Source organism: Planotetraspora sp. A-T 1434 (assembly GCF_025420585.1).
In the GTDB taxonomy this organism is placed as follows: Bacteria; Actinomycetota; Actinomycetes; order Streptosporangiales; family Streptosporangiaceae; genus JAOEGB01.
Map to the genome: position 1 here is coordinate 147661 of NZ_JAOEGB010000006.1, position 26073 is coordinate 173733.

At 71.2% G+C, this 26073-nt stretch carries 23 protein-coding genes; 6 read left to right on the forward strand and 17 right to left on the reverse strand.

Annotated elements, in window-relative coordinates; all coding sequences use genetic code 11:
* Position 1 precedes the first annotated feature (1 nt).
* Positions 2-4528, reverse strand: a complete 4527-nt coding sequence (gltB, locus tag N5079_RS10195; RefSeq protein ID WP_261583357.1) for a glutamate synthase large subunit — start codon at positions 4526-4528, stop codon at positions 2-4.
* 158 nt (positions 4529-4686) lie between these two features.
* On the opposite strand from gltB, the gene N5079_RS10200 reads away from it, so the two are divergent.
* Entirely contained in the window at positions 4687-6216 is a 1530-nt protein-coding gene (locus tag N5079_RS10200) for a bis-aminopropyl spermidine synthase family protein (protein ID WP_261583358.1), read from the forward strand.
* Positions 6217-6343: 127 nt separating this feature from the next.
* Entirely contained in the window at positions 6344-7192 is an 849-nt protein-coding gene (locus N5079_RS10205) for an LLM class flavin-dependent oxidoreductase (protein ID WP_261583359.1), read from the forward strand.
* A gap of 170 nt (positions 7193-7362) precedes the next feature.
* Here the strand turns inward: N5079_RS10205 and N5079_RS10210 are convergent, their stop codons facing one another.
* The 14 genes from N5079_RS10210 to N5079_RS10275 all read right to left on the reverse strand — a co-directional run bounded on the left by N5079_RS10210 (position 7363) and on the right by N5079_RS10275 (position 17965).
* Positions 7363-8223 carry a hypothetical protein gene (locus N5079_RS10210; protein WP_261583360.1) on the reverse strand — a complete coding sequence of 287 codons (861 nt, stop codon included), beginning with the start codon at positions 8221-8223 and terminating at the stop codon, positions 7363-7365.
* Complete coding sequence (locus N5079_RS10215; RefSeq protein ID WP_261583361.1) at positions 8220-8939, reverse strand: VIT1/CCC1 transporter family protein; 720 nt, start codon at positions 8937-8939, stop codon at positions 8220-8222. The genes N5079_RS10210 and N5079_RS10215 overlap by 4 nt, the downstream gene beginning before the upstream one ends.
* Entirely contained in the window at positions 8936-9925 is a 990-nt protein-coding gene (gene lgt, locus N5079_RS10220; protein ID WP_261583362.1) for a prolipoprotein diacylglyceryl transferase, read from the reverse strand. Before lgt ends, N5079_RS10215 begins: the two co-directional genes overlap by 4 nt.
* A 78-nt stretch (positions 9926-10003) precedes the next feature.
* Positions 10004-10750, reverse strand: coding sequence for a DsbA family protein (locus N5079_RS10225; RefSeq protein ID WP_261583363.1), 747 nt, complete (start codon positions 10748-10750; stop codon positions 10004-10006).
* A 22-nt stretch (positions 10751-10772) separates the two neighbouring features.
* Positions 10773-11267: a MauE/DoxX family redox-associated membrane protein gene (locus N5079_RS10230; protein ID WP_261583364.1), complete on the reverse strand. Its 495-nt coding sequence runs from the start codon at positions 11265-11267 to the stop codon at positions 10773-10775.
* Positions 11268-11439: 172 nt separating this feature from the next.
* Positions 11440-12234 (reverse strand): tryptophan synthase subunit alpha, encoded by a 795-nt coding sequence (gene trpA / locus N5079_RS10235; RefSeq protein WP_261583365.1) that lies wholly within the window; start codon positions 12232-12234, stop codon positions 11440-11442.
* Between the two features lie 16 nt (positions 12235-12250).
* The gene (trpB, locus tag N5079_RS10240) at positions 12251-13456 is read right to left on the reverse strand and encodes a tryptophan synthase subunit beta (RefSeq protein WP_261583487.1); all 1206 of its coding nucleotides are present in this window, start codon (positions 13454-13456) and stop codon (positions 12251-12253) included.
* 56 nt (positions 13457-13512) lie between these two features.
* Positions 13513-14337 (reverse strand): indole-3-glycerol phosphate synthase TrpC, encoded by an 825-nt coding sequence (gene trpC / locus N5079_RS10245; protein ID WP_261583366.1) that lies wholly within the window; start codon positions 14335-14337, stop codon positions 13513-13515.
* A gap of 145 nt (positions 14338-14482) precedes the next feature.
* Positions 14483-14914, reverse strand: a complete 432-nt coding sequence (locus tag N5079_RS10250; protein ID WP_261583367.1) for a DUF2752 domain-containing protein — start codon at positions 14912-14914, stop codon at positions 14483-14485.
* A 4-nt stretch (positions 14915-14918) separates the two neighbouring features.
* The gene (locus N5079_RS10255) at positions 14919-15317 is read right to left on the reverse strand and encodes a CD225/dispanin family protein (RefSeq protein WP_261583368.1); all 399 of its coding nucleotides are present in this window, start codon (positions 15315-15317) and stop codon (positions 14919-14921) included.
* A 108-nt stretch (positions 15318-15425) separates the two neighbouring features.
* Complete coding sequence (locus tag N5079_RS10260; RefSeq protein WP_261583369.1) at positions 15426-16127, reverse strand: Trp biosynthesis-associated membrane protein; 702 nt, start codon at positions 16125-16127, stop codon at positions 15426-15428.
* Positions 16124-16474, reverse strand: a complete 351-nt coding sequence (gene hisI / locus N5079_RS10265) for a phosphoribosyl-AMP cyclohydrolase (protein WP_261583370.1) — start codon at positions 16472-16474, stop codon at positions 16124-16126. The genes N5079_RS10260 and hisI overlap by 4 nt, the downstream gene beginning before the upstream one ends.
* 44 nt (positions 16475-16518) lie before the next feature.
* Complete coding sequence (locus tag N5079_RS10270; protein WP_261583371.1) at positions 16519-17229, reverse strand: cache domain-containing protein; 711 nt, start codon at positions 17227-17229, stop codon at positions 16519-16521.
* Between the two features lie 4 nt (positions 17230-17233).
* Positions 17234-17965 carry a FadR/GntR family transcriptional regulator gene (locus N5079_RS10275; protein WP_261583372.1) on the reverse strand — a complete coding sequence of 244 codons (732 nt, stop codon included), beginning with the start codon at positions 17963-17965 and terminating at the stop codon, positions 17234-17236.
* A 106-nt stretch (positions 17966-18071) separates the two neighbouring features.
* Here N5079_RS10275 and N5079_RS10280 point away from each other — a divergent pair, with 106 nt between their 5' ends.
* The 4 genes from N5079_RS10280 (at position 18072) to N5079_RS10295 (ending at position 22397) form a co-directional block, all read left to right on the forward strand.
* On the forward strand, positions 18072-19130 hold the full coding sequence (locus N5079_RS10280) for an ABC transporter ATP-binding protein (protein WP_261583373.1): 1059 nt from the start codon (positions 18072-18074) through the stop codon (positions 19128-19130).
* A 107-nt stretch (positions 19131-19237) separates the two neighbouring features.
* Positions 19238-20473, forward strand: a complete 1236-nt coding sequence (locus N5079_RS10285) for an ABC transporter substrate-binding protein (protein WP_261583374.1) — start codon at positions 19238-19240, stop codon at positions 20471-20473.
* Positions 20474-20730: 257 nt separating this feature from the next.
* On the forward strand, positions 20731-21603 hold the full coding sequence (locus N5079_RS10290; RefSeq protein WP_261583375.1) for an ABC transporter permease: 873 nt from the start codon (positions 20731-20733) through the stop codon (positions 21601-21603).
* Positions 21600-22397 carry an ABC transporter permease gene (locus tag N5079_RS10295; RefSeq protein WP_261583376.1) on the forward strand — a complete coding sequence of 266 codons (798 nt, stop codon included), beginning with the start codon at positions 21600-21602 and terminating at the stop codon, positions 22395-22397. Before N5079_RS10290 ends, N5079_RS10295 begins: the two co-directional genes overlap by 4 nt.
* Here N5079_RS10295 and N5079_RS10300 read toward each other — a convergent pair.
* Positions 22394-24175, reverse strand: coding sequence for an ABC transporter ATP-binding protein (locus N5079_RS10300; RefSeq protein ID WP_261583488.1), 1782 nt, complete (start codon positions 24173-24175; stop codon positions 22394-22396). The two genes, N5079_RS10295 and N5079_RS10300, sit on opposite strands and share 4 nt — an antisense overlap.
* Positions 24175-25965, reverse strand: coding sequence for an ABC transporter ATP-binding protein (locus N5079_RS10305; protein ID WP_261583377.1), 1791 nt, complete (start codon positions 25963-25965; stop codon positions 24175-24177). The genes N5079_RS10300 and N5079_RS10305 overlap by 1 nt, the downstream gene beginning before the upstream one ends.
* Between the last annotated feature and the right edge of the window lie 108 nt (positions 25966-26073).

Here is a 26073-nt window from a genome sequence, read left to right on the forward strand (position 1 = left end):
CTTATCCGTGGGCAGCGGCCATGACGGCCTCGTCGATGTCCCGGCCCTCGGCCTCGGCGGCGGCCCGCGCCCGCAGGACCCGCTTGTAGTCCGACGGCATGACCTTGCTGAACCTGGTGAGGGCGATGTCCCAGTCGGCCAGCAGGTCCTTGGCGACCGTGGACCCCGTCTCCGCGAAGTGCTTGTCGACGATCTCCCTGAGGAACTCGGCGTCCTCGTCGTCCAGCGGTTCGATCTCGACCATCTCGCGGTTGACCCGCTCGTGCCTGAGGTCGATCGCGTAGGCGATGCCGCCCGACATGCCGGCCGCGAAGTTGCGCCCGGTGGGGCCGAGGACGACGGCCCGGCCGCCGGTCATGTACTCGCAGCCGTGGTCGCCGACGCCCTCGACGACGGCGGTGGCGCCCGAGTTGCGGACGCAGAACCGCTCGCCGACGACGCCCCGGACGAAGACCTCGCCGGAGGTCGCGCCGTACAGGCCGACGTTGCCGGAGACGACCTGTGTCTCGGCGGCGAACGGCGCGTCGGGGTGCGGGCGGACGACCAGGCGGCCGCCCGAAAGGCCCTTGCCGAGGTAGTCGTTGGCGTCGCCGGTGAGCCGCAGCGTGACGCCGCGGGGCACGAACGCGCCGAACGAGTTGCCCGCCGACCCGGTGAACGACACGTCGATCGTGTTGTCGGGCAGGCCGGCTCCGCCGTACCGCTTGGTCACCTCGTGGCCGAGCATGGTCCCGACCGTGCGGTTGACGTTGCGGATGGGCAGCTCCAGCGTGACCCGGTCGCCGAACTCCAGGGCGCCCTCGGCGAGCTGGATGAGCGTGTTGTCGAGGGCCTTGTCGAGTCCGTGGTCCTGCTCGACGACCTGGTGCAGCGGGGTGCCCTCGGGCAGCTCCGGCTGGTGCAGGATCGGCGACAGGTCGAGCCCGGCGGCCTTCCAGTGGTCGACGGCCTCGGCGGTGTCGAGCAGCTCGGCGTGGCCGATGACCTCGTCGAGCGAGCGGAAGCCCAGCTCGGCGAGATACTCGCGGACCTCCTGGGCGATGAACTCGAAGAAGTTCACCACGAACTCGGGCTTGCCGCTGAACCGCTTGCGCAGCTCCGGGTTCTGCGTGGCGACGCCGACCGGGCAGGTGTCCAGGTGGCAGACCCGCATCATGACGCAGCCGGAGACGACCAGCGGAGCGGTCGCGAAGCCGTACTCCTCGGCGCCGAGCAGGGCGGCGACGATGACGTCGCGGCCGGTCTTGAGCTGGCCGTCGGCCTGGACGACGATGCGGTCGCGCAGGCCGTTGAGCAGCAGGGTCTGCTGGGTCTCGGCGAGGCCGAGCTCCCACGGCGCGCCCGCGTGCTTGAGCGACGTCAGTGGCGAGGCGCCGGTGCCGCCGTCGTGGCCGGAGATCAGCACGACGTCGGCGTGGGCCTTGCTGACTCCGGCGGCCACGGTCCCGACGCCGACCTCGGAGACCAGCTTCACATGGACGCGGGCCCGCGGGTTGGCGTTCTTGAGGTCGTGGATGAGCTGGGCCAGGTCCTCGATCGAGTAGATGTCGTGGTGCGGCGGCGGCGAAATGAGGCCGACGCCGGGCGTGGAGTGCCGGGTCCTGGCGATCCACGGGTACACCTTGTGGCCGGGGAGCTGGCCGCCCTCGCCGGGCTTGGCGCCCTGGGCCATCTTGATCTGCAGGTCGTCGGCGTTGACGAGGTATTCGCTGGTCACGCCGAAGCGGCCGGAGGCCACCTGCTTGATCGCGCTGCGCCGCTCGGGATCGTACAGCCGCTCCGGGTCCTCGCCGCCCTCACCGGTGTTCGACTTGGCGCCGAGCCGGTTCATGGCGATGGCCAGGGTCTCGTGCGCCTCCATCGAGATGGAGCCGTACGACATGGCGCCGGTGGAGAACCGCTTGACGATCGACTCGACCGGCTCGACCTCCTCGATCGGGACGGGCTGGGCGCCGGGGCGCAGCTTGAACAGGCCGCGCAGCGTCATGAGCTGCTCGGACTGCCCGTCCACGAGCGAGGTGTACTCCTTGAAGATCTCGTAGCGCCGCGACCGGGTGGCGTGCTGCAGCTTGAAGACGGTCGTGGGGTTGAACAGGTGCGGCTCGCCCTCGCGGCGCCACTGGTACTCGCCGCCGACCTCCAGCCGCCGGTGGGGGTTCTCGGCGCGGGGGTAGGCCCGCTGGTGCCGCTCCACCGCCTCGCGGGCGAGGACGTCGAAGCCCACGCCGCCGAGCCGGGAGGTGGTGCCGGTGAAGCACTGGTCGATGACCTCGGCGCCGAGGCCGAGCGCCTCGAAGATCTGCGCGCCGGTGTAGGACGCGACCGTGGACACGCCCATCTTCGACATGACCTTGAGGACGCCCTTGCCGTACGCCTTGATGAGGTTGCGGACGGCCTTGCGCGGCTCCAGGTCGAGCATGCCCGTGGCGATCATGTCCTCGGCCGTCTCCAGCGCGAGATACGGGTTGATGGCGCTCGCGCCGTACCCGATGAGCAGTGCCATGTGGTGGCACTCGCGGGCCTCGCCGGTCTCCAGGACGAGCCCGACGCGGGTGCGCGACTTCTCCCGGATGAGGTGGTGGTGGACCGCGCCGGTGAGCAGCAGCGACGGGATCGGCGCCTTCTCCCGCGAGGAGCCGCGGTCGGACAGCACGATGATCCGCGCGCCGTCCCGGATGGCCGCGGAGACCTCCTGGCGGATCTCCTCCAGCCGCCGCACCAGGGCGTCGCCGCCGCCGGCCACGTCGAACAGGCCGGAGACGACGTGCGGCTGGAAGCCGGGCAGCGCGCCCTCGTCGTTGATGTGGATGATCTTGGCGAGCTCGTCGTTGTCGATCACCGGGTAGGGCAGCACGAGCCGGCGGCACGAGGCCGGGCCGGGGTCGAGCAGGTTGCCCTCGGGGCCGATGGTCGACTGCAGCGAGGTGACGAGCTCCTCACGGATGGCGTCCAGCGGAGGGTTGGTGACCTGCGCGAACAGCTGGCTGAAGTAGTCGAACAGCAGCCGCGGCTTCTCGCTCAGCACGGCCACGGGCGTGTCGGTGCCCATCGAGCCGATCGGCTCGTACGCCGACTTCGCCATCGGCGCGAGGATGATCCGCAGCTCCTCCTCGGTGTACCCGAAGGTCTGCTGCCGGCGGACCAGGGCCTCGTGCGTGGGGTGCTCGTGCTCGCGCTCGGGCAGCTCCTCGAAGCGGACCAGGCCCGCGTGCAGCCACTCGCCGTACGGCTCGGCCGCCGCGAGCTCGGCCTTGATCTCGTCGTCCTCGACGATCGTGCCACGGCCGGTGTCGACGAGGAACATCTTGCCGGGCTGGAGGCGGCCCTTGCGGACGACCTTCTCCGGCGCGATGTCCGAGAGCACGCCCGCCTCGGAGGCGAGCACGACCAGGCCGTCGTCGGTGACCCAGAACCGCCCGGGGCGCAGGCCGTTCCGGTCGAGCACGGCGCCAACGAGGGTGCCGTCGGAGAAGGTGATCGACGCGGGGCCGTCCCAGGCCTCCATCAGCGTCGAGTGGAACTCGTAGAACGCCCGCCTGGCGGGATCCATCTCGGTGTGGTTCTCCCACGCCTCGGGGATCATCATGAGCACGGCGTGCGGAAGCGACCGGCCGCCCAGGTGGAGCAGCTCCAGCGTCTCGTCGAAGGACGCGGTGTCGGAGGCGTCGGGGTCGCAGACCGGGAAGAGCCGCTTCAGGTCGCCGGGGATGAGGTCCGTGGCGAGCATGGCCTCACGGGCGCGCATCCAGTTCCGGTTGCCCTTGACGGTGTTGATCTCGCCGTTGTGCGCGATGTACCGGTACGGGTGGGCCAGCGGCCACGACGGGAACGTGTTGGTGGAGAAGCGCGAATGGACCAGCGCGATCGCGGTCACGTAGCGCTCGTCGGCCAGGTCGGCGAAGAACGGCTCGACCTGCAGGGAGGTCAGCATGCCCTTGTAGACGATCGTCCGGCTGGACAGCGACGCGAAGTAGACGTCGGCCTCGTGCTCGGCCCGCTTGCGGAAGGCGAACGTGCGCCGGTCGAGGTCGAGCCCGGTCTCGCCGCCGGGAGACGCGACGAAGAGCTGCTTGAAGGACGGCATGACCGCGCGGGCGCTCGCCCCGGGAAGGGCGGCGTCGACGGGCAGGTCACGCCAGCCGAGGACGGTGACGCCCTCCTCGGCGGCGATCTCCTCGATAAGGCGGATCGCGATGTCGCTCGCCTGCTCGTCGAGCGGCAGGAACGCGGTGCCGGCGGCGTAGGCGCCTTCGGCCGGAAGATCGAAGTTCACGACCGCGCGGAAGAACGCGTCGGGGATCTGTGTGAGGATGCCCGCGCCGTCGCCGGTGTCGGGCTCGCTTCCGCTTGCTCCGCGGTGGTCGAGATTGCGGAGCGCCGTCAGCGCCTTGGCGACGATGTCGTAGCTGCGGCGGCCGGCGACGTCGGCGACCATGGCCACACCGCAGGCGTCGTGCTCGTTTGAGGGGTCGTAAAGGCCCTGAGGCTTGGGAAAGCCTCCGGGCAGGCCAAGGCGGGCAGCAGGCATGTAGTCCCTCCCGTCGTCATCGTCTGTTGAAACAGAGGGACGACGTTGGCCCTGCTGCGGGTGTAGGTCTGTGTAGATTACCGCACCCTGCCGGAATAGTGCCCCCCCGGTCCCCTTCGCGAACCTTCACTGGTTAACGCGATGGATACAGTTGCCGCATGGCCGATCAGGACGCGATAGACCAGTTGCTGGCGCAGGCGGGCGTCTCGTTGGGCGTGGACAGCCGGCGCCTCCGCACAGCCGTTGCACTGCTCGGCGACGGCCGCTGGTGGACTCTGGCCGACCTGATCCGGGAAACCGCGACGTCGAGGCGGACGATGGAGGCGCTGCTGCGTGAGCTCCCCCTTGAGCACAGCGGCGACCGCGTCCGAATCCCGGCAGATCAGACTAGACGCTATAACAACGGGCAGCTCGCCGTTATTTCGGATCCACGCGACGCGCCGGACGCGCTCGACCGGCTGGAGAACCTGATCGCCAAGGCGCCGCGCGGGCGGCACACGCTCGACCACGTCGCCGCCACCGCCGAGACGGTCCTGCGACGCGCGATCCTGCTCGGGACCCGCTTCTGGCTGCCGGGCGCCCGCCTGCTCTGCGTCGGCGACCACGACCTGACCTCGCTGGCCGTACGGATGGTCCATCCGGAGGTCGAGGTCATGGTGGCCGACATCGACGAGCGGATCCTCGGCTACATCGACGACCAGAACCTCGGCGTCCACACCCGCTGGGCCGACCTGCGCCTGGGCCTGCCGTCCTCGGCGCGTGGCTGGGCCGACCTGGCGATCACCGATCCGCCCTACACGCCGGAGGGCATCGGGCTGTTCGCGGCCCGGGCGGCGGAGGGCCTGCGCGACCGGGACCAGGGCCGGATCCTGCTGGCGTACGGGGCGTCGGAGCGGACTCCCATGCTCGCCCTCAAGGTGCAGCGGGCGCTCTCCGACCTCAATCTGCTTAATGAAGCGATATTTCCGGACTTCAATCGCTATCACGGGGCCGAGGCCATCGGCAGCGCGGCCGACCTCTATGTCCTGCGGCCCACCACCAAGACGTGGCCCGCCATCGCCGCCCGTCTCGACCGGCTCACGACCGCGATCTACACCCAGGGGCCCCAGGCCGTCGAAGCCTCGGCGACCGGCCTCCACGGCATCGAGGCCGTGGAGGCGTTCGCCCCCGGCCTGTTCGCCGGGGACTGGCCGCGTGAGCTGCTGCCGAAGGTCCCCCGGACGAGGCTCGCCACGCTGCTCGCCAAGCCCTACGCCGCCGCCCCGGATCGGGTCGCGATAGCCGTACCGGCCGGGCTGGAGGCCGCGGTCCCCCGGCTGCTGCTCGCGACCCGCGCCCGGCACGCGCGCGTGCTCCTGGCGGGCCCGCCCGGCGACCTCCCCGCGCTGGCGCCGGTGCTGTCGCCCGTGTACGACCTCACCGCCGACGGCCCGGTCCTCGACGCCGTACGGCTCCCGCTTCCGGACGGCGGGGCGGCCCGGATCGTCCGGCGCGTCCTGGACGGCGCCCACGGCAAGGTCGCCAACCTCTGGCGGGAGGGGCTGACCGAGGCGGCCGGGCTCACGAAGAAGCAGGCCAGGGCCGCGGTCGAGGAGGCCGCTCCCTGGGCCGCCGACATGACGGCCCTCGAACTGCCCCTTCACCGCCTCGCCGAGCTTCCCGCCGCCGTGTCGCGCACGCTAACATGATCGGACTCCGAGGGTCGCGCTCCCCAGAAACACGTCGCAGAACGGGAGCACACCGCACGCGCTGACCGCGCGAGGGCGATGGAGCGGGCGGCATTCCGTTCGCATGCCCTTTCGGAGGTTAGATCCCATGAATGTAGGTCTCGGCCTGCCCATCGGCGACCCGCCCGCGCTGCTGGACTGGGCCCGCCGCGCCGACGCCGGCCCGTTCACCACGCTCGGTCTGCTGGACCGTCTCGTCTACGCCAACCCCGAACCCCTGATCACCCTGGCGGCCGTCGCCGCCGTCACCACGCGGATCCGCGTCCAGACGGAGGTCCTCCTCGGGCCCCTGCGCGAACCGGCGCTGCTGGCCAAGCAGACCGCGACCCTCGACCGGATGTCGGGCGGCCGCTTCACGCTCGGCATCGGAGTCGGCGGACGCGAGGACGACCACCTCGCCGCCGGAACCGACATCCGCAGCCGCGGGCGCCTCCTCGACGAGCGCCTGGCCACCCTGCGCCGCGTCTGGTCCGGCGAGCCGTACAGCGCCGAAGTGGGCCCGATCGGGCCGGCGCCCACCCGCCCCGGCGGGCCGGAGGTGCTGATCGGCGCGTTCAAACCCGCCGCGCTCCAGCGCGTCGCCCGCTGGGGGGACGGCTACCTGTGCGCCGCGCCTCCCGGCTACGCCCGGCACCTCTTCCAGACCGTCGAGACGGCCTGGACCACCGCGGGGCGGGCCGGACGGCCCCGCATGGTGGCGCAGGTCAACGTCGCCCTTGGCCCGGACGACACGGTGAAGGACGCCTATGAGGCGATCAACGCCTACTACGGCTTTCTCGGCGACACCTCCTGGGTCACGGACAACCTGCTCACCACGCGGGCACAGGTCGGCGACGCCATCACCGCGTTCGCGGACCTCGGCGTGGACGAGGTGATCTGCTACTGCTGGGCCCCGGACCCCGGCCAGATCGACCGTCTCGCCGACATCGTCGCCTGACAGATCCCGGCCGGGTGGCCTGCGGGCCACCCGGCACACCCGGCACCCGGCACCCGTGCATGATCACCACCACTATCGACGCATGTCAGAGCGGCCGCCGGGGAACCCGCGCATGATCACGACTGGTGTTGGGGCAAGGGTGGCGGGCCTGTCCGGGAACCCGTGCATGATCACGGCGAGATTGTGGTCTCGCTGGGGGCGGGCTCGGACGGCTGAGCGGTGTCCGCCCCCGGCTGCGCAGGCACGGCGGGCAGCCCGGCCACCGCGACGACCCGGCGGTAGATCGCCTTCTCCGCCTCCCTGGCGGCGAGCCCGAGCATGACGAAGTCGTCCTTCTCACGGGGCTCGGCGCCGTCGGCGCGGGCGACCCAGACAAGGCCGGCGTAGTGCCCCATCGCCTGGCCGCTGGACTCGCTGTATCCCCCGAAACCCGCCCTGACCGGGTCCAGCGGCAGCACCCAGCCGCCGCTGTGCAGCGTCTTGAGGCTCTCGACGAGGCCGTTCGCCCCCTGCACGCCGGCGAGGTTGAGCATCGTGTACTGGGCGACGTAGGCGCCGTCCGCGGTCGAGTAGAGGCCGCGCAGGGCCTGCGTGCAGCCCGCCTTGGCGAGCAGGTCGGCCAGCTCGGCGCCCCACACGGCGTCGGCGCAACTCGGGTCCAGGCGGCCGCCGATCCGCTTGAGGCTGACCTTGCCCACCGTGAGGGTCCTCACGCCGAAGACCTCCTGCGCGGTGAGCGGCGCGCCGTCGGCCTTTCGATCGGCGATCGGGGCGAACTCCTTGAGGGACGGCCAGGCCTGGTAGAGGTCCGGCCGGGCCTTTCCGAGAGTGTCCGGCGGCGCCTCCGTGGGCGCCGGCTCCCCGCCCGCGATGGCGTTGACCAGGAACGTCAGCAACAGCGCGGCCGCGAGGACGGCGGCGACGGACCCGACCCCGACCAGGAGCCGCTGCTGGCCGCCGGTCAGCCCCCATTCGGCGAGAGTGGGGCTCGCCCACCCTTCCTCGGACGACCGGCGCTTGCGTTTGGTCATAGACCGCCGGCTCCGATGAGCGTGCCGAGCCCCCAGGTCAGGGCCGCCGCGACGGCGCCCACGACCAACTGGCGGACACCGCTGAACCACCAGCTCCGCGCGGTCACCCGCGACACCAGGACGCCGGCGGCGAACAGCGCCACCATCGACACGATCGCCGAAAGCCACAGCCCCGTCGCGCCGAACAGGTACGGCAGGAGCGGGATCAGCGCGCCCAGGCTGAACGACAGGAACGAGGAGATCGCCGCCAGGACCGGCGAGGGCAGGTCGTGCGGGTCCACGCCGAGCTCGGCCCGCGTGTGGACCGCCAGGGCCTGCTCCGGGTTGAGGGAGATCTGCCGGGCCACCTCCCTCGCGGTCACGGGATCCACGCCGCGCTGGACGTAGAGCTGGGCGAGCTCCTCCTCTTCGGCCTGAGGGTGCCGCTCCAGCTCCCGCCGCTCGATGTCGATCTCCGCCTGGGCCAGTTCCCGCTGGCTGGCGACCGAGACGTACTCGCCGCCCGCCATGGAAAAGGCCCCGGCCGCGAGACCGGCCACGCCCGCCAGAGCGATGATCTTGGTGGTGGCCGTGCCTCCCGCGACGCCCGCGATCAGGGCGAAGTTGGAGACCAGGCCGTCCATCGCACCGAACACCGCGGGCCGCAGCCAGCCGCCGTTCACGTCCCGGTGCTGGTGGTGGATCTCGGCTCGCGCCCCAGCGCCGCCGTCGATCATCGCTGCCCTGCCTCCCCGTTGTGCACGGCGTGCGCTTCCGCGACGTCGGGCTCGTCCCGTTCGTCCCGTTCCTCCCGCTCGCCGGGCTCGTCGGCCTGGTCGCTCGCGTGGGCGGGGTCCGGGTTCTCCACCTCGCCGCCGTCGCCCGGCTCCCCCGGCTCGGAGGTCACGCCCAGCGGCTCCTCGCCCGTCTTGTTCCGGGTCAGCCAGAAGTACGCCAGCGCCGCCAGGAAGACGACCACGGAGGTCCACTGGTTGAGCCGGAGCCCGAGGATGTGGTGCGCGGGGTCGACCCGCAGCCCCTCGATCCAGAACCGGCCCAGCGTGTAGCCCGCGACGTACAGCGCGAAGAGCCGGCCGTGGCGCAGGTTGAAGCGCCTGCCGAGCAGGACGAGCAGGCCCGCGAGGCCGAGGTCCCACAGCGACTCGTAGAGGAACGCCGGGTGGTAGGTCGCCGCGCCGGGCACCGTGCCGGGGCGGCCGGGGTCGATGCGCAACGCCCAGGGCAGATCGGTGGGCCCGCCGAAGAGCTCCTGGTTGAAGTAGTTCCCCCACCGGCCGATGGCCTGGGCCACCGCGACCGCCGGAGCGAGGGTGTCGGCCACCGCCGAGAAGGAGATGCCACGGCGGCGGCAGGCGATCCACACGCCGAGGGCGCCGAGCGCGATGGCGCCCCAGATGCCGAGGCCGCCCTTCCAGATGAACAGGGCGTCGATCGGCCGGTTGGGCGCGCCGGACCCGAAGTAGAGCTGCCAGTCGGTGATGACGTGATAGAGACGCCCACCGACCAGGCCGAACGGCACGGCCCAGACGGCGAGATCGGTGATCGTTCCAGCCGCGCCGCCGCGGGCACGCCAGCGGCGCTCACCGATCCAGACGGCGACGATGACGCCGAGCACGATGCACAGCGCGTAGGCCCGGATCGGTAGGGGTCCGAGGTCCCAGACGCCCTGTGACGGGCTGGGAATCGAGGCGAGGAGGGGCATGTCAGGTGACGTTACCGTAAGAGCGCCCTGCCCCGGTGCCCAGCGCGGGAGAACAGGTCACCACACCTGTTCGGCCTGCTATTTCGCGGCATTGAGAACCGCCTCCCGCAGGGCGCTCGGCACGAACGCGGTGTCCTCCAGGCTCTGGCCGTCGAGCATGATGGTGGGCGTCCCCGCCAGCTTGAGCGCGCTCATGATCTTACTGGAGTACTCCTGGTGGGCCGCCACGTTCTTCTCGCCGCGCACGCACGAGTCGAAGCCCGTAGCGCCGGCGCCGGCTTCGTGGCCCCACTTCACCAGCTGGTCGGCCGTGAAGCCGACCGCGGTCTCACTGGGCTGCCCCTGATAGATCTTGTCGTGGAAGGCCATCCACTGTGAGCCCTCGGTCAGGCAACGCGCCGCCGACGCCGCGCGCAGCGAGTTGGACTTCGTCGGCTCGTCCGTGAAGATCGTGATGACGTGGTAGACGACCTTGGCCTTGCCTTCGGCCGCCAGGTTCTTCAGGGTCGAGCCGCTGGTCTCCTCGAACTGCTTGCAGGCGGGGCACTGGAAATCCTCGTAGACGTCCACCACGGGCGCGGTGACGCCCCGCTGTGCCATCACGACCGAGCCGTCCTCCTGGATCGAGATCGGTGCGAGGTTCCCGGTGACCTTCTCCGACGCGCTCTGCGCGATTGACCACCAGCCGACGGCTATCGCGACCACCGCGATCACGGCCACCGTCACGACCATGGTCATGCGCCTGCGCTGCTCCTGCTTGCGCAGGGCCTCGCGCTGAGCCGCGATGCGGGCCTTCGCCGAGGCCTCTCTTGTCCGCTTGCTCACGCTGCCTCCCCCAATGGCTGCGTCACCCTTCATCGTCGCCCTCTACGTCGCCCGGGAGGTACGGCTCCCGCGTCCCCGCCAGCCCGAGGGCGGAGTCCATCGCGAATCGGCCGGGAGGCCTCATCACGATCCAGGAGGCGCAGAGCACCAGCCCGAAGTCACGCAGGAGCTCCCGGAAGTAGTGAGGGTCCTCGCCCTGGCCGAGCGTGCCGGCTCCGCCGAAGCAGCCGCAGTCGATCCGCAGGCCGCGGGCCCACACCGAGGAGATGCCGACGACGAACGCGATCATCAGCACTCCGGCGATCACCGCCGCGGGGCGGGTGAGCAGCCCGATGACCAGCAGCACGCCGACGATGATCTCCAGCGCCGGCAGGCCGTACCCCACGATCTTGACGAGGGGGTCCGGAAGGAGCTGGTAGGCCCGGACCGCCTCCACCGACAGGGCGGGCGCGCCGATCTTCAGCGCGCCGGCGACGATGAGCACGCCGCCGAGCACCAGGCGCGCGACGGTCGTCACCCACGACCGCGCGGGCCTCACTGAATGTAACCGGCCAGACGCAGGTCTGCCCGATGCCAATTGAACCATCGTCTCCTCGCCCGCTTGGCAATCCCGAAGTGAACATTACTGGGATCCAAGCTCACCATGTCCCCGATAAGAGCATGGTAAGCAGGAGTTTTAGCAGGACGGGTCAGCGCCGGACGCCTTCGGCGAGCTCGTGGGCCAGCTCGCGAACCGCGGCGAGGCCCGACGCCTCGTCCGGGGCGTCGAGCAGGCGCCGGATGAAGGCCGAGCCGACGATGACGCCGTCGGCGTAGGCCGCCACCTCGGCCGCCTGCCTGCCGTTGCCGACCCCGAGGCCGACGCAGACGGGCAGCGAGGTGTGCGGGCGGGTCCGCTCGACCAGGCCCTCGGCCGCGACGTTCACCGACTCCCTGGCGCCGGTCACACCCATCAGCGAGGCCGCGTAGACGAAGCCGGTGCAGCAGGCGGCGACCCGGGCGATCCGCTCGTCAGGCGAGCTGGGGGCGACCAGGAAGACGGTGCCGAGCCCGGCCTCCTTGCTCGCCGCGAGCCACGGCTCCGACTCCTCCGGCGTGAGGTCGGGCGTGATCGTCCCCACACCGCCCGCAGAGGCGAGGTCGCGCGCGAAGCGCTCCGCGCCGTAGCGGTCGACCGGGTTCCAGTACGTCATGACCAGCGTTGCCGCGCCGGACTTGGCCACGCCCTCGACGGTGCGCATCACGTCGGCGATGCGCGTGCCGTTGGTGAGCGACCGGTGCACGGCGTCCTGGATGGTGGGGCCGTCCATGAGCGGATCGGAGTACGGCAGGCCGATCTCGATCACGTCGCAGCCGGCCTCGACCATGGCGGTCGCGGCGGCCACGGCCCCGTCCTTGGTGGGGAAGCCCGCCGGCAGGTAGCCGACCAGCGCGGCCCTGTTCTCGGCGCGCGCCTTCTCGAAGACCGTCTGGAGAGTCGTCATCGGTTGCCTTAGCGGGTCAGAGGTTGAAGTACTTCATCGCGGTGCCCATGTCCTTGTCGCCGCGGCCGGAGAGGTTCACCAGGATGGTGGCCTCGGGGCCGAGCTCCCGGCCGAGCTTGAGCGCGCCGGCGAGGGCGTGCGACGACTCGATGGCCGGGATGATGCCCTCGGTGCGGGCGAGCAGGGAGAAGGCGTCCATCGCCTCGGCGTCGGTGATGCCGTGGTAGGTGGCGCGGCCGGAGTCCTTGAGCCAGGCGTGCTCCGGGCCGACGCCCGGGTAGTCGAGGCCCGCGGAGATCGAGTGCGACTCGATCGTCTGGCCCTCCTCGTCCTGGAGGACGTAGGTGCGGGAGCCGTGCAGCACGCCGACGCTGCCCTCGGTCAGCGTGAGGGCGTGCTCACCGGTCTCCACGCCCCGCCCGCCGGCCTCGTAACCGTGGAGCTGGACGCTCTTGTCGTTGATGAAGGCGTGGAAGATGCCGATCGCGTTGGAACCCCCGCCGACGGCCGCGGCGACCGCGTCGGGCAGCCTGCCGGTGAGCTCCAGGATCTGGCGGCGCGCCTCGACGCCGATGATGCGGGCGAAGTCGCGGACGATCTCGGGGAACGGGTGCGGGCCCGCGACCGTGCCGAACAGGTAGTGGGTGTGGTCGACGTTGGTGACCCAGTCGCGGAAGGCCTCGTTGATGGCGTCCTTCAGCGTCTGGCTGCCGTTGGTGACCGGGATGACGGTCGCGCCGAGCAGCTTCATCCTGGCGACGTTGAGCGCCTGGCGCTCGCAGTCGACGGCACCCATGTAGATGACGCACTCCAGGCCCATGAGCGCCGCGGCGGTGGCCGTGGCGACGCCGTGCTGGCCCGCGCCGGTCTCGGCGATCACCCGGGTCTTGCCCAGGCGCTTGGTCAGCAACGCCTGGCCGAGCACGTTGTTGATCTTGTGGGCGCCGGTGTGGGTGAGGTCCTCGCGCTTGAGCAGGATCCGCGCGCCGCCCGCCTGCTCGGCGAAGCGCGGCACCTCGGTCAGCGTCGTCGGGCGGCCCGCGTAGGTGCGCAGCAGGTGGTCGAACTCACGGAGGAATTCGAGGTCGCTCCTGGCCTTGTCGTACTCGGCCGCCACCTCGTCGAGCGCCGGGATGAGCGCCTCCGGCACGTAACGGCCGCCGAAGATCCCGAACTTGCCGAGGACGTCCGGGTCGTTGCCGTAGACGCCGTTTCCGGCCAGGTCGGCGGAGGTGAGCGGAGTCCCTTCCGTCGTTGTCACATGGCCTCCTCTGTCGTTCACGACTGCTTCTCGGGGCCGGTGTCCTGGCGGGACGCCGGATGGGCGCCCGCGGTCACCAGGTCGTTGACCGCTGCCTTCGGATCCTTACCCGTGACCAGGCTCTCGCCGACGAGCACGGCGTCGGCGCCGGCCCGCGCGTAGGCGAGCAGGTCGTGCGGGCCGCGCACGCCGGACTCGGCGATCTTGATGACGCCCTCGGGGACCTTGGGCGCGAGCTTCGCGAAGACGTCGCGGTCGACCTCCAGAGTCTTGAGGTTCCGCGCGTTCACGCCGACGATCCTGGCACCGGCGTCGAGGGCCCGGCTGAGCTCCTCGTCGGTGTGCACCTCGACCAGCGGGGTGAGGCCGATCGACTCCGCCCGCTCGATGAGCGAGACCAGCGCGTTCTGGTCGAGGGCGGCCACGATCAGCAGGGCGAGGTCCGCGCCGTACGCCCGGGCCTCCCAGAGCTGGTAGGAGGTGACGATGAAGTCCTTGCGCAGGATGGGGATGTCGACGGCCGCGCGAACGGCGGCCAGGTCGTCGAGGGTGCCGCCGAACCTGCGCCGCTCGGTCAGCACGCTGATGACATGGGCGCCGCCCGCCTCGTAGTCGGCGGCGAGGGCGGCGGGGTCCGCGATGGCGGCGAGCGCGCCCTTGGACGGGCTCGAGCGCTTCACCTCGGCGATCACCGAGACCTTGTCGCCCCCGAGCGCGGCGTAGGCGTCCTTGGGCTCGGCCGCGCGGGCGGCCCGCCCCTTGAGCTCCTCGAGCGACACGGTCTTCTGCCGGTCTTCGAGATCCTCTCGCACGCCCAGGATGATGTCCTCGAGAACACTCACGCGCCCTCCTCTCCTTCGGCTAGGAGCTCGCGCGATTTACCTGTCCGCTCGCTCACGCGTAAGGGTCCCCTCCGGTCGGCTGCACTCCCTGTCTTGCCCTGCGATGGTATCGGCCCAACGCGCGTCGCCCCGCCACTGGGTCTCGTCACGGTGCGAGGAAATGACCAAAAGTCGTATTTCGCATCACCCAGAAGGCGATCACGACACCGAGGAGTCCCCAGATGTAGGCGGGATGGGCCAGGCTCGTGCGCGCGGGCCGTCCCTGCCATGATCGTAACGCCCAGCGGCCCCACCAGAAAACAAGGAACGGCACCGTGGCCACGGCGAGCGGGTTCAGCCCGAGGGCCGAGACGACGTCGGCGTGTCCCAGCGCGTGCATGGCACGGAGCGTGCCGCATCCGGGGCAGTAGAACCCGGTCAGGTAGAGGAACGGGCAGGTGGGGTAGTGCCCGGACTGGTTGGGGTCCACGGCGCCGACGTACGCGAACGCCGCGGCGGTGATCGCCGCCACGCCGAGCGGCGCGAGCACGGACCGCAGCCGGTCCCTGCCTCGCCGCCCGGGGACGATCTCGGTCATGTCCTCAGTATGTCGTGCTGGAAGTGTTGAGGCTGAAGACCCCGACCACCGCCGCCAGCACGTACAGCACGATCACGACGAGGCCGGCGGCCAGCGACGCGATCCACCACTTCTTGGCCGATTCCGACGCGGCGACGGCGCCCTGGTAGTCACCGGCGGTCCACTTGGAGTTGACCTGGCTGGCGTAGACGATCGACACGATGCCCAGGGGAAGGCAGCAGAGGATCGTGGTGATGATCGCCATGACGAGGTGGTTGTTCGGAGGCGTGGCGCCACCGCCGTACCCTCCGGGAGGGCCGTAACCGCCGGGCGGCGGGTAGCCTCCGCCGGGAGGGCCGTATCCCCCTCCGGGCGGCTGGGCTCCGTAGCCCCCCGTGTCGCCCGGCTGATTTCCGTAGCTCATTTGATGGCTCCTGTGAGATCAAGTTGCGGCGGAAGCTTAGCGACGCCGAGGTTCCATAGCCGGGGAAAAGTCCAGTTTGTGGATAAGTTGTGATCTAAGCGAATTTGCTTAGAACTCACCGGAACGCCCGTCCGCAGTGCCGCCGGCTTTGTCATTCGTTATGGACTCGGCCTTGAAGTCGGCTGTGGGGTCGGCTGCGGAATCGGCTGTGGGGTCGGCGCCCTCGTCGATGGCGTCCCACAGGGCGCGCTCCCCGCTCACGTGGCGGCGCGCGCGGCCTCGGCCATGGCGGTCGTACCGGCCGGACATGCCGGGCCAGCGCCCGCCTCTCACGACGGCCATCGCTCCCCCGGCCACCAGGACGACGCCCCCCGCCACGGATGCCAGGGGCCACAGCCACGTCACGGACGGCCCGGCGAACCCGCCGCTCGCGATCATCGCCACCGTCGCGTGCTCGCGCGCCACGGCCGCGATCGTCTCCGCCCGCGTGCCCGTCCAACTCCCGGCCATGACCGCGGCCCCGCATAGGGCGATCACGGCGCCGATCAGCCGGCGGGGCAGCCCGCGCGTCGCGAGCACGGCGGCGGTGGCCGCGAGCCCGGCCAGGGCGGCCGGCGTGAGGAAGGGGACGAGCTCGCTTCCCACGAGGGCCACCTTGCCGGGCCCGGGCGTCCCTTCCAACGGGTTGAAGACGAACGTGGCCCACGCGCGGCCGGCGGCCAGAAGCACGAAACCCGCCCCAGCGACGCAGGTGACCAGCCACGTCACCAATGAGCGCCTGGCCGTACGGGCGGGATCCGGCGCGGTCATGAGGCTCCGCTCACCTCGAGCACGTCGGCGTCGAAGCAGGTGCGGTCGCCGGTGTGGCAGGCGGCCCCCACCTGGTCCACCTTGAGCAGGATCGTGTCGCCGTCGCAGTCGAGGGCCACGTGCCGCACCCACTGGACGTGGCCGGAGGTGTCGCCCTTCACCCAGTACTCCCCGCGGCTGCGGGACCAGTACGTCGCCCGGCCGGTGGTCAGCGTGCGGTGCAGCGCCTCGTCGTCCATCCAGGCGAGCATCAGCACCTCTCCGGTGTCGTGCTGCTGGACGATCGCGGGCACCAGCCCGTCGGGGGCGCGCTTCAGCCGTCCGGCGATCTTCGGGTCGAGGGCCATGGGCCAATTCTGCCGCAACGGGCGGGGGGTGCCCGCCACGGGCTCTACCCGGCCGTGACCAGGGACAGCGGAAGATCCCCGACCGGCCGTACGGCGAAGCCCTCGGTGCCGCGGTAGACCGACCCGGCGACCCAGCGCGCGGTGTTCGAGGCGACGACCCGCCCCTCCGCGTTGACGAGGAACGCGGTGGCCGGGATCCGGCGGAGCGCGGGCAGCACGGCGCTCTCGAACCGCCGCACGAACACGTCCGCCGCCGCGACACCGATGAACACTCCGTCCAGGACGACCGGCACCGAGAGCGTGAGGCTGTACTCGTCGGTGCAGAGATAGTCGACGTACGGCCCGCAGATCGTCCGCTCGGCCCCGGAGTGTGGGCCGGTGTACCAGTCCCAGTGCGTGTAGTCGTAGAAGGCGCTGCTCGACGGGTCGAGGTCGCGCAGCAGCTGCACGGGATCGCCGGCGGGGTTCTCCTGCCACCATTCGAGGTACCAGGGGGCGTCGGCGAGCAGGCCGGGAGCCGCGATGAAGCCGATGCCGGCGATGAGGGCGGACAGGCGGCTGCCGTTCAGGCGCGCCCAGAGCAGCGGCCGCAGCGCGGCGAGGTCGGCCGCCACGGGGCGCCCGCCACGAGGGCGCAGGCACGCGACCGTGGCGTCGCGGACCTCCCCGAGGGCGGCGAAGACGCCGTCGGCGGCCTCGCGGACCCGCTCGACCACCGCCTCGGCGTCCGGGAGGGCGCCCGCTCTTGCGATCATGGTGTTACTCCTGGAGCCGCAGCCGAAGCTCGATGAGATGTTCTGTCGCGTCGAGCACGTGCCGCTCGGCGACGGCCCTGGCCTGGTCACCGTCACCGCGCTGGATGGCGCCGGCGATGGCCTGGTGCTGTGCCGCCATCTCAGTCGTCATCCCATCGTGCCCGCCCAGCGCCTCGTGGGAAAGCCACAGCAACGGTCCGATGTCGGCCTGTAACCGGATCTCCTCCTGAGTGAGTCGCGCCGACTGCGACGCGGCCGCGACCTCGATATGGAACCGGCCGTCCAGCCTCCGCAGCGCGCCCGGCTCCGAGGCGGCGGCCATCTCGTCGAGGGAGCGCCACAGCGGGGCGAGGTCCGAGGGAAGGGACCGCTGGGCGGCCAGCCGCGCCGCCGCGCCGGCGATGGCCGCGTAGTGGTCTCCGAGGTCGCGCAGCTCGTCCACGGCGAAGGCGAGGAGCCGCACTCCCGGGTCGAGCTCCGAGGGGACACGGACAAAGCTGCCCCCGCCGCGGCCGCGCCGGGTCTCGACCATCCCCTGCTGCCGGAGCGCCATGAGGGCCTCCCGCAGGGTCACGGTGGAGACCCCGAGCCGCGCCGCGAGCTCCGCCTCGCTGGGCAGTTGCTCCCCGTCGGCGAGCAGGCCGACGGCGATCGCGTCGGCGAGGCGGCGGACCACCGCGTCCACTCGCGCGGTGCTGTCCACCGGGGAGAAGACCGCATGGCGTGCGACGTTCACGGGCCGTCCCCTCCTTACGGACCGGCGTCCAGCCCCGCCAGAAGTTAACACGGTGATACCGGACCGGGCCTTTACGGGAAACATTTAACCCCATATGTTTTCGGTCATGCCAGACCAAGCAGTCAGCCTGCGCGGCCTCCGCAAGAGCTTCGGCAGCGTCGACGCAGTCGCGGGCGTGGACCTCGACATCGCCGACGGGGAGTTCTTCGCGATGCTCGGGCCGTCGGGCTCGGGGAAGACGACGGTGCTCCGCATGATCGCCGGGTTCGAGTCCCCCACGGCGGGGACCGTCGAGCTGGGCGGCCGGGACGTCACGCGGCTCGCGCCGTTCGAGCGCGACGTCAACACCGTCTTCCAGGACTACGCCCTGTTCCCGCACATGAGCGTGCTGGAGAACGTGGAGTACGGCCTGCGGGTCAAGAAGGTGGCCAGGGCGGCGCGGCGCGAGCGGGCACTGGAGGCGCTGGCCTCGGTCCGTCTGGAGGGCTTCGGGCAGCGGCGCCCCGCCCAGCTCTCGGGCGGACAGCGCCAGCGCGTGGCCCTCGCCCGCGCCCTGGTCAACCGGCCGCGGGTGCTGCTGCTCGACGAGCCGCTGGGCGCGCTCGACCTCAAGCTCCGGGAGGAGATGCAGGTCGAGCTGAAGGCCATCCAGCGCGAGGTCGGCATCACGTTCCTGTTCGTGACCCACGACCAGGAGGAGGCGCTCACCATGAGCGACCGGGTCGCGGTGTTCAACCAGGGCAGGATCGAGCAGGTCGGCACCCCGGCCGAGATCTACGAGCGCCCGGCCACCGCGTTCGTCGCCGGGTTCGTGGGCACCTCGAACCTGATCTCCGGCGAGGCGGCGCGGGCCGTGCTGGGCAAGGAGGGGACGTTCAGCGTGCGGCCGGAGAAGCTGCGGCTCGTCGTCGGCGACGGCGCGACGGCCGGGCCCGAGGAACACAGCGCCGCCGGGACGGTGTCCGAGGTGGTGTACGCCGGGCCGGCGACCCGCTTCGTCGTCGAACTCGACGCGGGCGGCCGCCTGATCGCCCTCCAGCAGAACCTTCAGGTCTCGTCCATGGACGTGACGGGCCTGCGCGGCAGCCGGGTCCTGCTCGTGTGGCACCGGCAGCACGAGTTCGCGATCGCCGACGCCCCTCTTCCGGAACCGGCCCGGAGCTGAAACCGGCCCCGAACTGAAACCGGCCTTGAGCTGAAACCGGCCCCGAACTGAACCGGCCCTGAGCCGACGGCCGGTCGGGCCACCCCCTCGAACCAAGGAGAACCACCATGCCGACCCCCAAGCGGGCCTCCAGGCAAGCCCCCATGCGGGCCCCCATCGTCATCGCCGCCGCCGCGCTGGCGCTCGCCGCCGCGGCGGGGTGCGGCGGCGGCTCCTCGACGCCGGCCGCCGCCCCGGGCACGGGCAAGTTCACCCCGCCGAAGATCGAGGCGCTGAAGTCCCTGGGTCAGGGCGAGGGCCAGGTCAACCTGGTGGCCTGGGCGGGTTACGCGGAGGACGGCTCCAACGACCCCAAGGTCGACTGGGTCCACCCCTTCGAGAAGGCCACCGGCTGCAAGGTCAACACCAAGACCGCCGGCACCTCGGACGAGATGGTCAACCTGATGAAGACCGGCGAGTACGACGCCGTGTCGGCCTCCGGTGACGCCTCGCTGCGGCTCATCGCCTCCGGCACGGTCGCGCCGGTCAACACCGGCCTCGTCCCCAACTACAAGGACGTCTTCGAGGGCCTGAAGCTCAAGCCGTGGAACTCGGTCGGCGGCGTGGCCTACGGCGTGCCGCACGGCCGCGGGGCGAACCTGCTGATGTGGCGGTCCGACAAGGTCACCCCGGCGCCCGACTCGTGGGGTGTCGTGTTCGACCCGGCCTCGCCGTACAAGGGGCATGTGACCGCCTATGACTCGCCGATCTACATCGCCGACGCCGCGCTCTACCTGATGTCCGCCAAGCCGGAGCTCGGGATCAAGGACCCGTACGCGCTCGACGACAAGCAGCTCCAGGCCGCGGTCGACCTGCTGAAGCAGCAGAAGTCGATCGTCGGCGAGTACTGGTCCGACTACACCAAGGCGGTCCAGTCCTTCAAGGGCGGCGACACCGTGGTGGGCACGACGTGGCAGGTCATCGCCAACCTGACCAAGGCGGAGAAGGCGCCGGTCGAGGTGACCCTGCCGAAGGAGGGCGCGACCGGCTGGTCGGACACCTGGATGGTGGCGGCCAAGGCGAAGAACCCGAACTGCGCCTACAAGTGGCTCGACTGGATCATCTCGCCGTCCGTGAACGCGCAGGTGGCGGAGTGGTTCGGCGAGGCGCCCTCGAACGCCAAGGCGTGCGCCGAGACCTCGGACAAGTCGTTCTGCGACACCTACCACGCGACCGACGAGAGCTACTTCTCCAAGGTTCACTACTGGACCACTCCGATCGCCCAGTGCCTCGACGGCCGCACCGGCGTGAAGTGCACCGACTACTCCCAGTGGACTCGGGCCTGGACCGAGATCAAGGGCTGACCGCCACCCCCAACCACGCGTGATCATGCACAAGTTCCCGCAGATGCGGGATGACCTGCGACGACACCGTTCGCGATCTGGCAGAGGTTCCCCGGGACACCGCTCGACCTCGGCGAACGGCATTCGTGATCATGCGGCCGAACCAGGCTGCATGATCACGAACGGGGTCGCCGCGGCAAGAGGCGTACGCGCGGGAAGACGTGCATGATCACGCCAAGGGTCTGAGCACGTCAACGGGCACCTTAAGGAAAGTGTGCATGATCACGCGAAGAGGGGATGAGGACATGTCGGGGAGTCTCCGGCGGCGGGCGGCGGCGTTCCTGCACCGGCATGCCCGAGTACGGCTGTCGCTGCTGCTCTCGGCTCCGCTGGCGTGGCTGGGGCTGGCCTACCTGGGAGCCCTGGCCGCGCTGTTCGTGACCGCCTTCTGGTCCACGGACACCTTCACGGGAGACCTGGTCAAGACCTTCACCCTGGCCAACTTCCAGGACCTGGCGACCGGCGAGGTCTACCGGACGATCGCCCTGCGCTCCCTCGGGGTGGCGGTCGCGGTGACGCTCATCGACCTGGTGATCGCCTTCCCGATGGCGTTCGCGATGGCGAAGCTGGCCTCCCCCCGGGCCCAGCGGTGGCTCGTCATCCTCGTCCTCACCCCGCTGTGGGCGTCCTACCTGGTCAAGGCGTACGCGTGGCGGGTGATGCTGTCGTCGGACGGCGTCCTCGGCTGGGGGTACGGCCTGACGGCCACCATCCTGACCCTCTCCTACCTGTGGCTGCCGTACATGATCCTGCCGATCTACGCGGGGCTCGAACGGCTGCCGAACTCGCTGCTCGACGCGGCCGGCGACCTGGGCGCGCGGGGCTGGCGGACGTTCCGGACGGTGGTGTGGCCGCTCTCGTTCCCGGCCGTCGTCGCGGGCTCGATCTTCACGTTCTCGCTGTCGCTGGGCGACTACATCGCCGTGAAGATCGTGGGCGGCAAGTCGCAGCTCATCGGCAACGTGGTCTACGACAACATCGGCGCGGCGAACAACCTGCCGTTCGCCGCCGCCGTCGCCACCGTGCCCGTCGTCATCATGCTGGTCTACCTCGCGGCGGTCCGCCGTACCGGAGCCCTGGAGAATCTTTGAATCTGTCGCGTACGGCTCGCGCGCTCCTCAGGATCGCGCTGGCCCTCGGCCTCGGCGTGATCTACGTGCCGCTGGCCGTGGTGCTCCTGAACTCCTTCAACTCGGACCGGACCTTCGGGTGGCCGCCCTCCGGCCTGACGTTCCAGTGGTGGCGCTCGGCGTGGAACTCGACGGGAGTCCGCGACGCCCTGTGGACCTCGATCCAGGCGGGACTCGGGGCCACGGCGATCGCCCTGCTCCTGGGCACGATGGCGGCATTCGCCGTGCAGCGCTACCGCTTCTTCGGCCGGGACACCGTCTCGCTGCTGATCGTCCTGCCGATCGCCCTGCCCGGCATCGTGACCGGCATCGCGCTGAGCAACACCTTCCACACCGTCCTCGGCGTGCCCCTGGGGCTGCTCACGGTGATCGTGGGCCACGCCACCTTCTGCGTGGTCACCGTCTACAACAACGTGCTGGCCCGGCTTCGCCGCATGGGGCGGGGCCTGGAGGAGGCCTCGGCCGACTTGGGGGCGGACACGTTCACGACATTCCGCCTGGTCACGTTCCCCATGCTGCGGTCGGCGCTGCTCGCGGGCGGGCTGCTGGCCTTCGCGCTGTCGTTCGACGAGATCATCGTGACCACGTTCACCTCCGGCGCGGGCGTGCGGACGCTGCCCATCTGGATCTTCGAGAACCTGTTCCGGCCCAACCAGGCGCCGGTGGTGAACGTGGTCGCCGCCGCCCTCATCGTCTTCTCGGTCGTCCCGATCTACCTGGCCCAGCGGCTCTCCGGCGAAGCTCAGACCCACTAGGACGAGTGCGTGCCGGCCGTCCACGAGGCGTAGAGGTCGGCGTAGACGCCGGGCTCCTCCACGAGGACGGCGTGCGGACCGCGCTGGACGATCCGCCCGTGCTGGAACACCAGGACCTCGTCGGCCGCCTGGGCGGTCGAGAGGCGGTGGGCGATCGAGACGGCCGTCCGGCCACGGGTCACCCCGTCGAGGGCCCGCGCGAGCCGCACCTCGGTGGCCGGGTCCACGGCGGAGGTGGCCTCGTCGAGCAGGAGCAGATCCGGGTCGGCGAGGTAGGCGCGGGCGAGGGCGACGAGCTGGCGCTCTCCCGCCGACAGCGACTCGCCGCGCTGGCCCACGGGGGTCTCCAGGCCCGCCGGTAGGCCGTCGAGCCAGTCGGCCAGCCCCAGCTCGGTCAGGGCCAGCCGGATGTGGTCGTCGGTCGCCGAGGGCAGCCCGAACCGGATGTTCTCGGCCAGGGACGAGTCGAACAGGAAACCGTCCTGCGGCACCATCACGATCCGCTCCCGCAGCGAGGCGAACCGCACGCTCCGCAGGTCGACGCCGTCGACCAGGATCCGGCCCGACGTGGGGTCCATGAGCCGGGTGAGCAGCTTGGCGAAGGTCGTCTTGCCCGACCCGGTCTCCCCCACGACCGCCACCCGTGTGCGCGGCGGGATGTCCACCGACACGTCGTGCAGCACCGGGGCGCCGCCCGGATAGGCGAAGCCGACGCCCTCGAACTCGACGGAGATCGGCCCGCGCGGCAGCGTCGCGCCGTGGGCGGGGTCGGCCACGTCGGCCGGGGTGTCGAGCACGCCGAGGATGCGGCGCCACCCGGCGATGGCGTTCTGCGCCTCGTTGAGCACCTCGGTCGCGGTCTGCAGCGGGCTGATGAACAGCGTGATCAGGAAGAGGAAGGCGATGAGCCGGCCGGCCGTGATCGACCCGGTCATGCCGAGCTCGACCCCCAGCAGCACCACCCCGGCGATGGCGACCGAGGCGACCAGCTCGGTGATCGGGAAGGTGAACCCGACGATCCGCTGGGCCCTGATCTGGGCCTTGCGCTGGGCGTTCACCGCGGTGTCGATCCGCGCCGCCGTACGGTCCTCGGAGCCGTAGGCCCGGATGACCGCGCTGCCGACGACCGACTCGCTCACGGCGGCGAGGACGTCGCCCGCCCGCTCGCGCACCCGGGTGTACGCCCCGGCAACCAGCCGCTGGAATCGGGGCAGGGCCACGACGAGCGGCAGGAAACAGGCCCAGACCAGCAGCGTGAGCTGCCAGGAGTAGATCGCCATGAGCACGGTCGCGACGAGGAGCTGGCCGAAGGCGATGATCACCATCAGCCCGCCCCACTGCATGAACGTGCTGATCTGGTCCACGTCGCCGGTCACCCGGGAGACGAGCGCGCCGCGCCGCTCGGTGTTCTGGGTCAGCACCGACAGGTCGTGCACGTGCCGGAAGCCCTTGCCGCGGAGGGTGGCCAGGCCGGACTCGGTGGACCGGTAGAGCCTTACGTTCATGAGGTAGCCGCACAGCGCGGTCAGCACCACGGCGAGCGCGCACAGGCCGATGGCGTTCCTGATGAACGACACGTCCGGGGTGCCGCCGCGCAGGCCGCGGTCGATCACCTGCTGCACCGCGATCGGCACGATGACCTTGCCGAGGGTCGCGAGCACGGCCAGCGCCAGTGTCCCGCCGAGACCGCGCCGGAACTCCGGCGACAGCCGCAGGCCGTGCCGTACCGTCTCGAAGGCCGTCCGCTCCGCCGCCCGCAGGCCGGTCGCCAACGCCATCACGCCACTACCTCCTCATCGGCGTCGGTGTCCAGCGCCGCTCGTTCGGCCTCTTCGCGCTCGTACGCGGTGACCAGGTTGCGGTAGCCCTCGCAGCGGGCCAGGAGCCGCTCGTGGGTGCCGTGGCCGGCCACCACGCCGTGCTCCAGGTAGACGACCTCGTCGGCCAGGGCGATCGTGGCCATCCGGTAGGCGACGACGATCACCGTGGAGTCCGCCGACCCGTCCCGCAGGCCGTACAGGATCCGCTTCTCCACCTGTGGATCCACGCTGGAGGTGGCGTCGTCGAGGATGAGCAGCCGGGGCCGGCGCACGAGCGCGCGGGCGAGCGCGATCCGCTGCCGCTGGCCGCCGGACAGCGTCGCGCCGCGCTCGCCGACCCGGGTGTCCAGACCGGACGGCAGGGCGCTGACGAACCCGTCGGCCTGCGCGAGGCGGAGCGCCGCCCAGACGGTCTCGTCCGGTACGGCGAGGCCCAGCGTGATGTTGCCGCGCACGGTGTCGTCGAACAGGAACGTCTGCTGGGGCACCAGCGCCACGGAGGCGCTCACGCCGCCCTTGGCGACCTCGCGCAGGTCGGTCCCGTCGATCCGCACGGCGCCGCGGTCGGGGTCGATGAGGCGGGCGAGGAGCTGGGTGAGCGTGGACTTGCCCGCCCCGGTGGGCCCCACGACGGCGACCGTCCGCCCGGGGGCGACGGTGAAGCTCACGTCGCTGAGGACCGGGGCCTCGGGGTCGTAGCCGTAGGCGACGTCGTCGACCTCGAGTTTCGCGGGCCCGTCAATAGGCCCGTCCAGGGCCGCCGTGCCGTACTCCATGGACCCGGTCGCGTCGAGGACCTGCTGGACGCGGGTCCAGCCGACGACGCTGCGCGGCAGCTCGGCGAGAACCCAGCCGAGCGCGCGGATCGGGAAGGCGAGCAGCGTGAACAGGTACGCCACCTGGATGAGGTCGCCGGCCGCGATGTCGTGCGCCTCGAGCCGGAGCGACCCGACGAGCAGCACGGCGAGGACACCCAGGGTCGGGAGCGCCTCCAGCAGCGGGTCGAACAGCCCGCGGACCCGGCCGACCAAGACGTTGGCGTCGCGCAGCTCGTCGGCGCGCGCCTGGAACCGCGCGGCCTCCGCGTCCTCCCTGCCGAGGGTCTTGACGACGAGCGCGCCGTCGAAGCTCTCGTGCGCGACCTCGCTCACCTCGGCCCTGAGCTGCTGCGCCCGCATCGCCAGAGGCGACAACTTGCGCTGATAAATCAGGTTCAGTACGGCTATCGCCGGAAATATCAGGAAACCAACGAGGGCGAGGACCGGGTCCACGAGCAGGATCGCCCCGGCGGCCGTCACGAGCATCACGATCACGCCCACGGCCATCGGCAAGGGGGCGAGCGGCGCCCAGGCGGCCTCGGCGTCGGAGTTGGCGTTGGAGAGCAGCTGTCCGGTCGGGTGCCGGTGGTGCCAGGCGAGCGGCAGCCGCAGGTACTGCCGGGTGACCGCACGCCGCGACCGGGCCTGCATCCGATACTGCATGACTCCCGCGAGGATCCGCCGCCCCATGACCCCGGCGGCCTTGAGCACGGCCACCCCGACGATGAGCAGCGCCGCGACGACGAGCGTGCCGGTCCCGGCCCTGCCCTGGCGGAACGACGGGAGCACCACGTGGTCGGTCGCCCAGCCGAGCGCCCACGAGGACCCGACCGTCGTCACGCCGTAGAGGGCGCTGGAGAGCACCGCGGCCGTGAACACGCGGGGCTCGGCCCTGATGGCGACGCCGATCACTCGGAGGCCTTGGACCATGACTGACCTGCTCGGCCGCGGCGGGGACTCCTTCGTCGGCACGCGGGGGTTCCTTTCGATCGGGGGTGGGGGCCGCTCTGCCGAGCGCCCATCGAATCCGGACGTTAC

Coding starts and splice junctions, on each gene's coding strand:
- gltB (WP_261583357.1), bottom strand. CDS start 4,528: ATGCCTGCTGCCCGCCTTGGCCTGCCCGGAGGCTTTCCCAAGCCTCAG.
- N5079_RS10200 (WP_261583358.1), top strand. CDS start 4,687: ATGGCCGATCAGGACGCGATAGACCAGTTGCTGGCGCAGGCGGGCGTC.
- N5079_RS10205 (WP_261583359.1), top strand. CDS start 6,344: ATGAATGTAGGTCTCGGCCTGCCCATCGGCGACCCGCCCGCGCTGCTG.
- N5079_RS10210 (WP_261583360.1), bottom strand. CDS start 8,223: ATGACCAAACGCAAGCGCCGGTCGTCCGAGGAAGGGTGGGCGAGCCCC.
- N5079_RS10215 (WP_261583361.1), bottom strand. CDS start 8,939: ATGATCGACGGCGGCGCTGGGGCGCGAGCCGAGATCCACCACCAGCAC.
- lgt (WP_261583362.1), bottom strand. CDS start 9,925: ATGCCCCTCCTCGCCTCGATTCCCAGCCCGTCACAGGGCGTCTGGGAC.
- trpA (WP_261583365.1), bottom strand. CDS start 12,234: ATGACGACTCTCCAGACGGTCTTCGAGAAGGCGCGCGCCGAGAACAGG.
- N5079_RS10250 (WP_261583367.1), bottom strand. CDS start 14,914: ATGACCGAGATCGTCCCCGGGCGGCGAGGCAGGGACCGGCTGCGGTCC.
- N5079_RS10255 (WP_261583368.1), bottom strand. CDS start 15,317: ATGAGCTACGGAAATCAGCCGGGCGACACGGGGGGCTACGGAGCCCAG.
- N5079_RS10260 (WP_261583369.1), bottom strand. CDS start 16,127: ATGACCGCGCCGGATCCCGCCCGTACGGCCAGGCGCTCATTGGTGACG.
- hisI (WP_261583370.1), bottom strand. CDS start 16,474: ATGGCCCTCGACCCGAAGATCGCCGGACGGCTGAAGCGCGCCCCCGAC.
- N5079_RS10270 (WP_261583371.1), bottom strand. CDS start 17,229: ATGATCGCAAGAGCGGGCGCCCTCCCGGACGCCGAGGCGGTGGTCGAG.
- N5079_RS10280 (WP_261583373.1), top strand. CDS start 18,072: ATGCCAGACCAAGCAGTCAGCCTGCGCGGCCTCCGCAAGAGCTTCGGC.
- N5079_RS10285 (WP_261583374.1), top strand. CDS start 19,238: ATGCCGACCCCCAAGCGGGCCTCCAGGCAAGCCCCCATGCGGGCCCCC.
- N5079_RS10290 (WP_261583375.1), top strand. CDS start 20,731: ATGATCACGCGAAGAGGGGATGAGGACATGTCGGGGAGTCTCCGGCGG.
- N5079_RS10300 (WP_261583488.1), bottom strand. CDS start 24,175: ATGGCGTTGGCGACCGGCCTGCGGGCGGCGGAGCGGACGGCCTTCGAG.
- N5079_RS10305 (WP_261583377.1), bottom strand. CDS start 25,965: ATGGTCCAAGGCCTCCGAGTGATCGGCGTCGCCATCAGGGCCGAGCCC.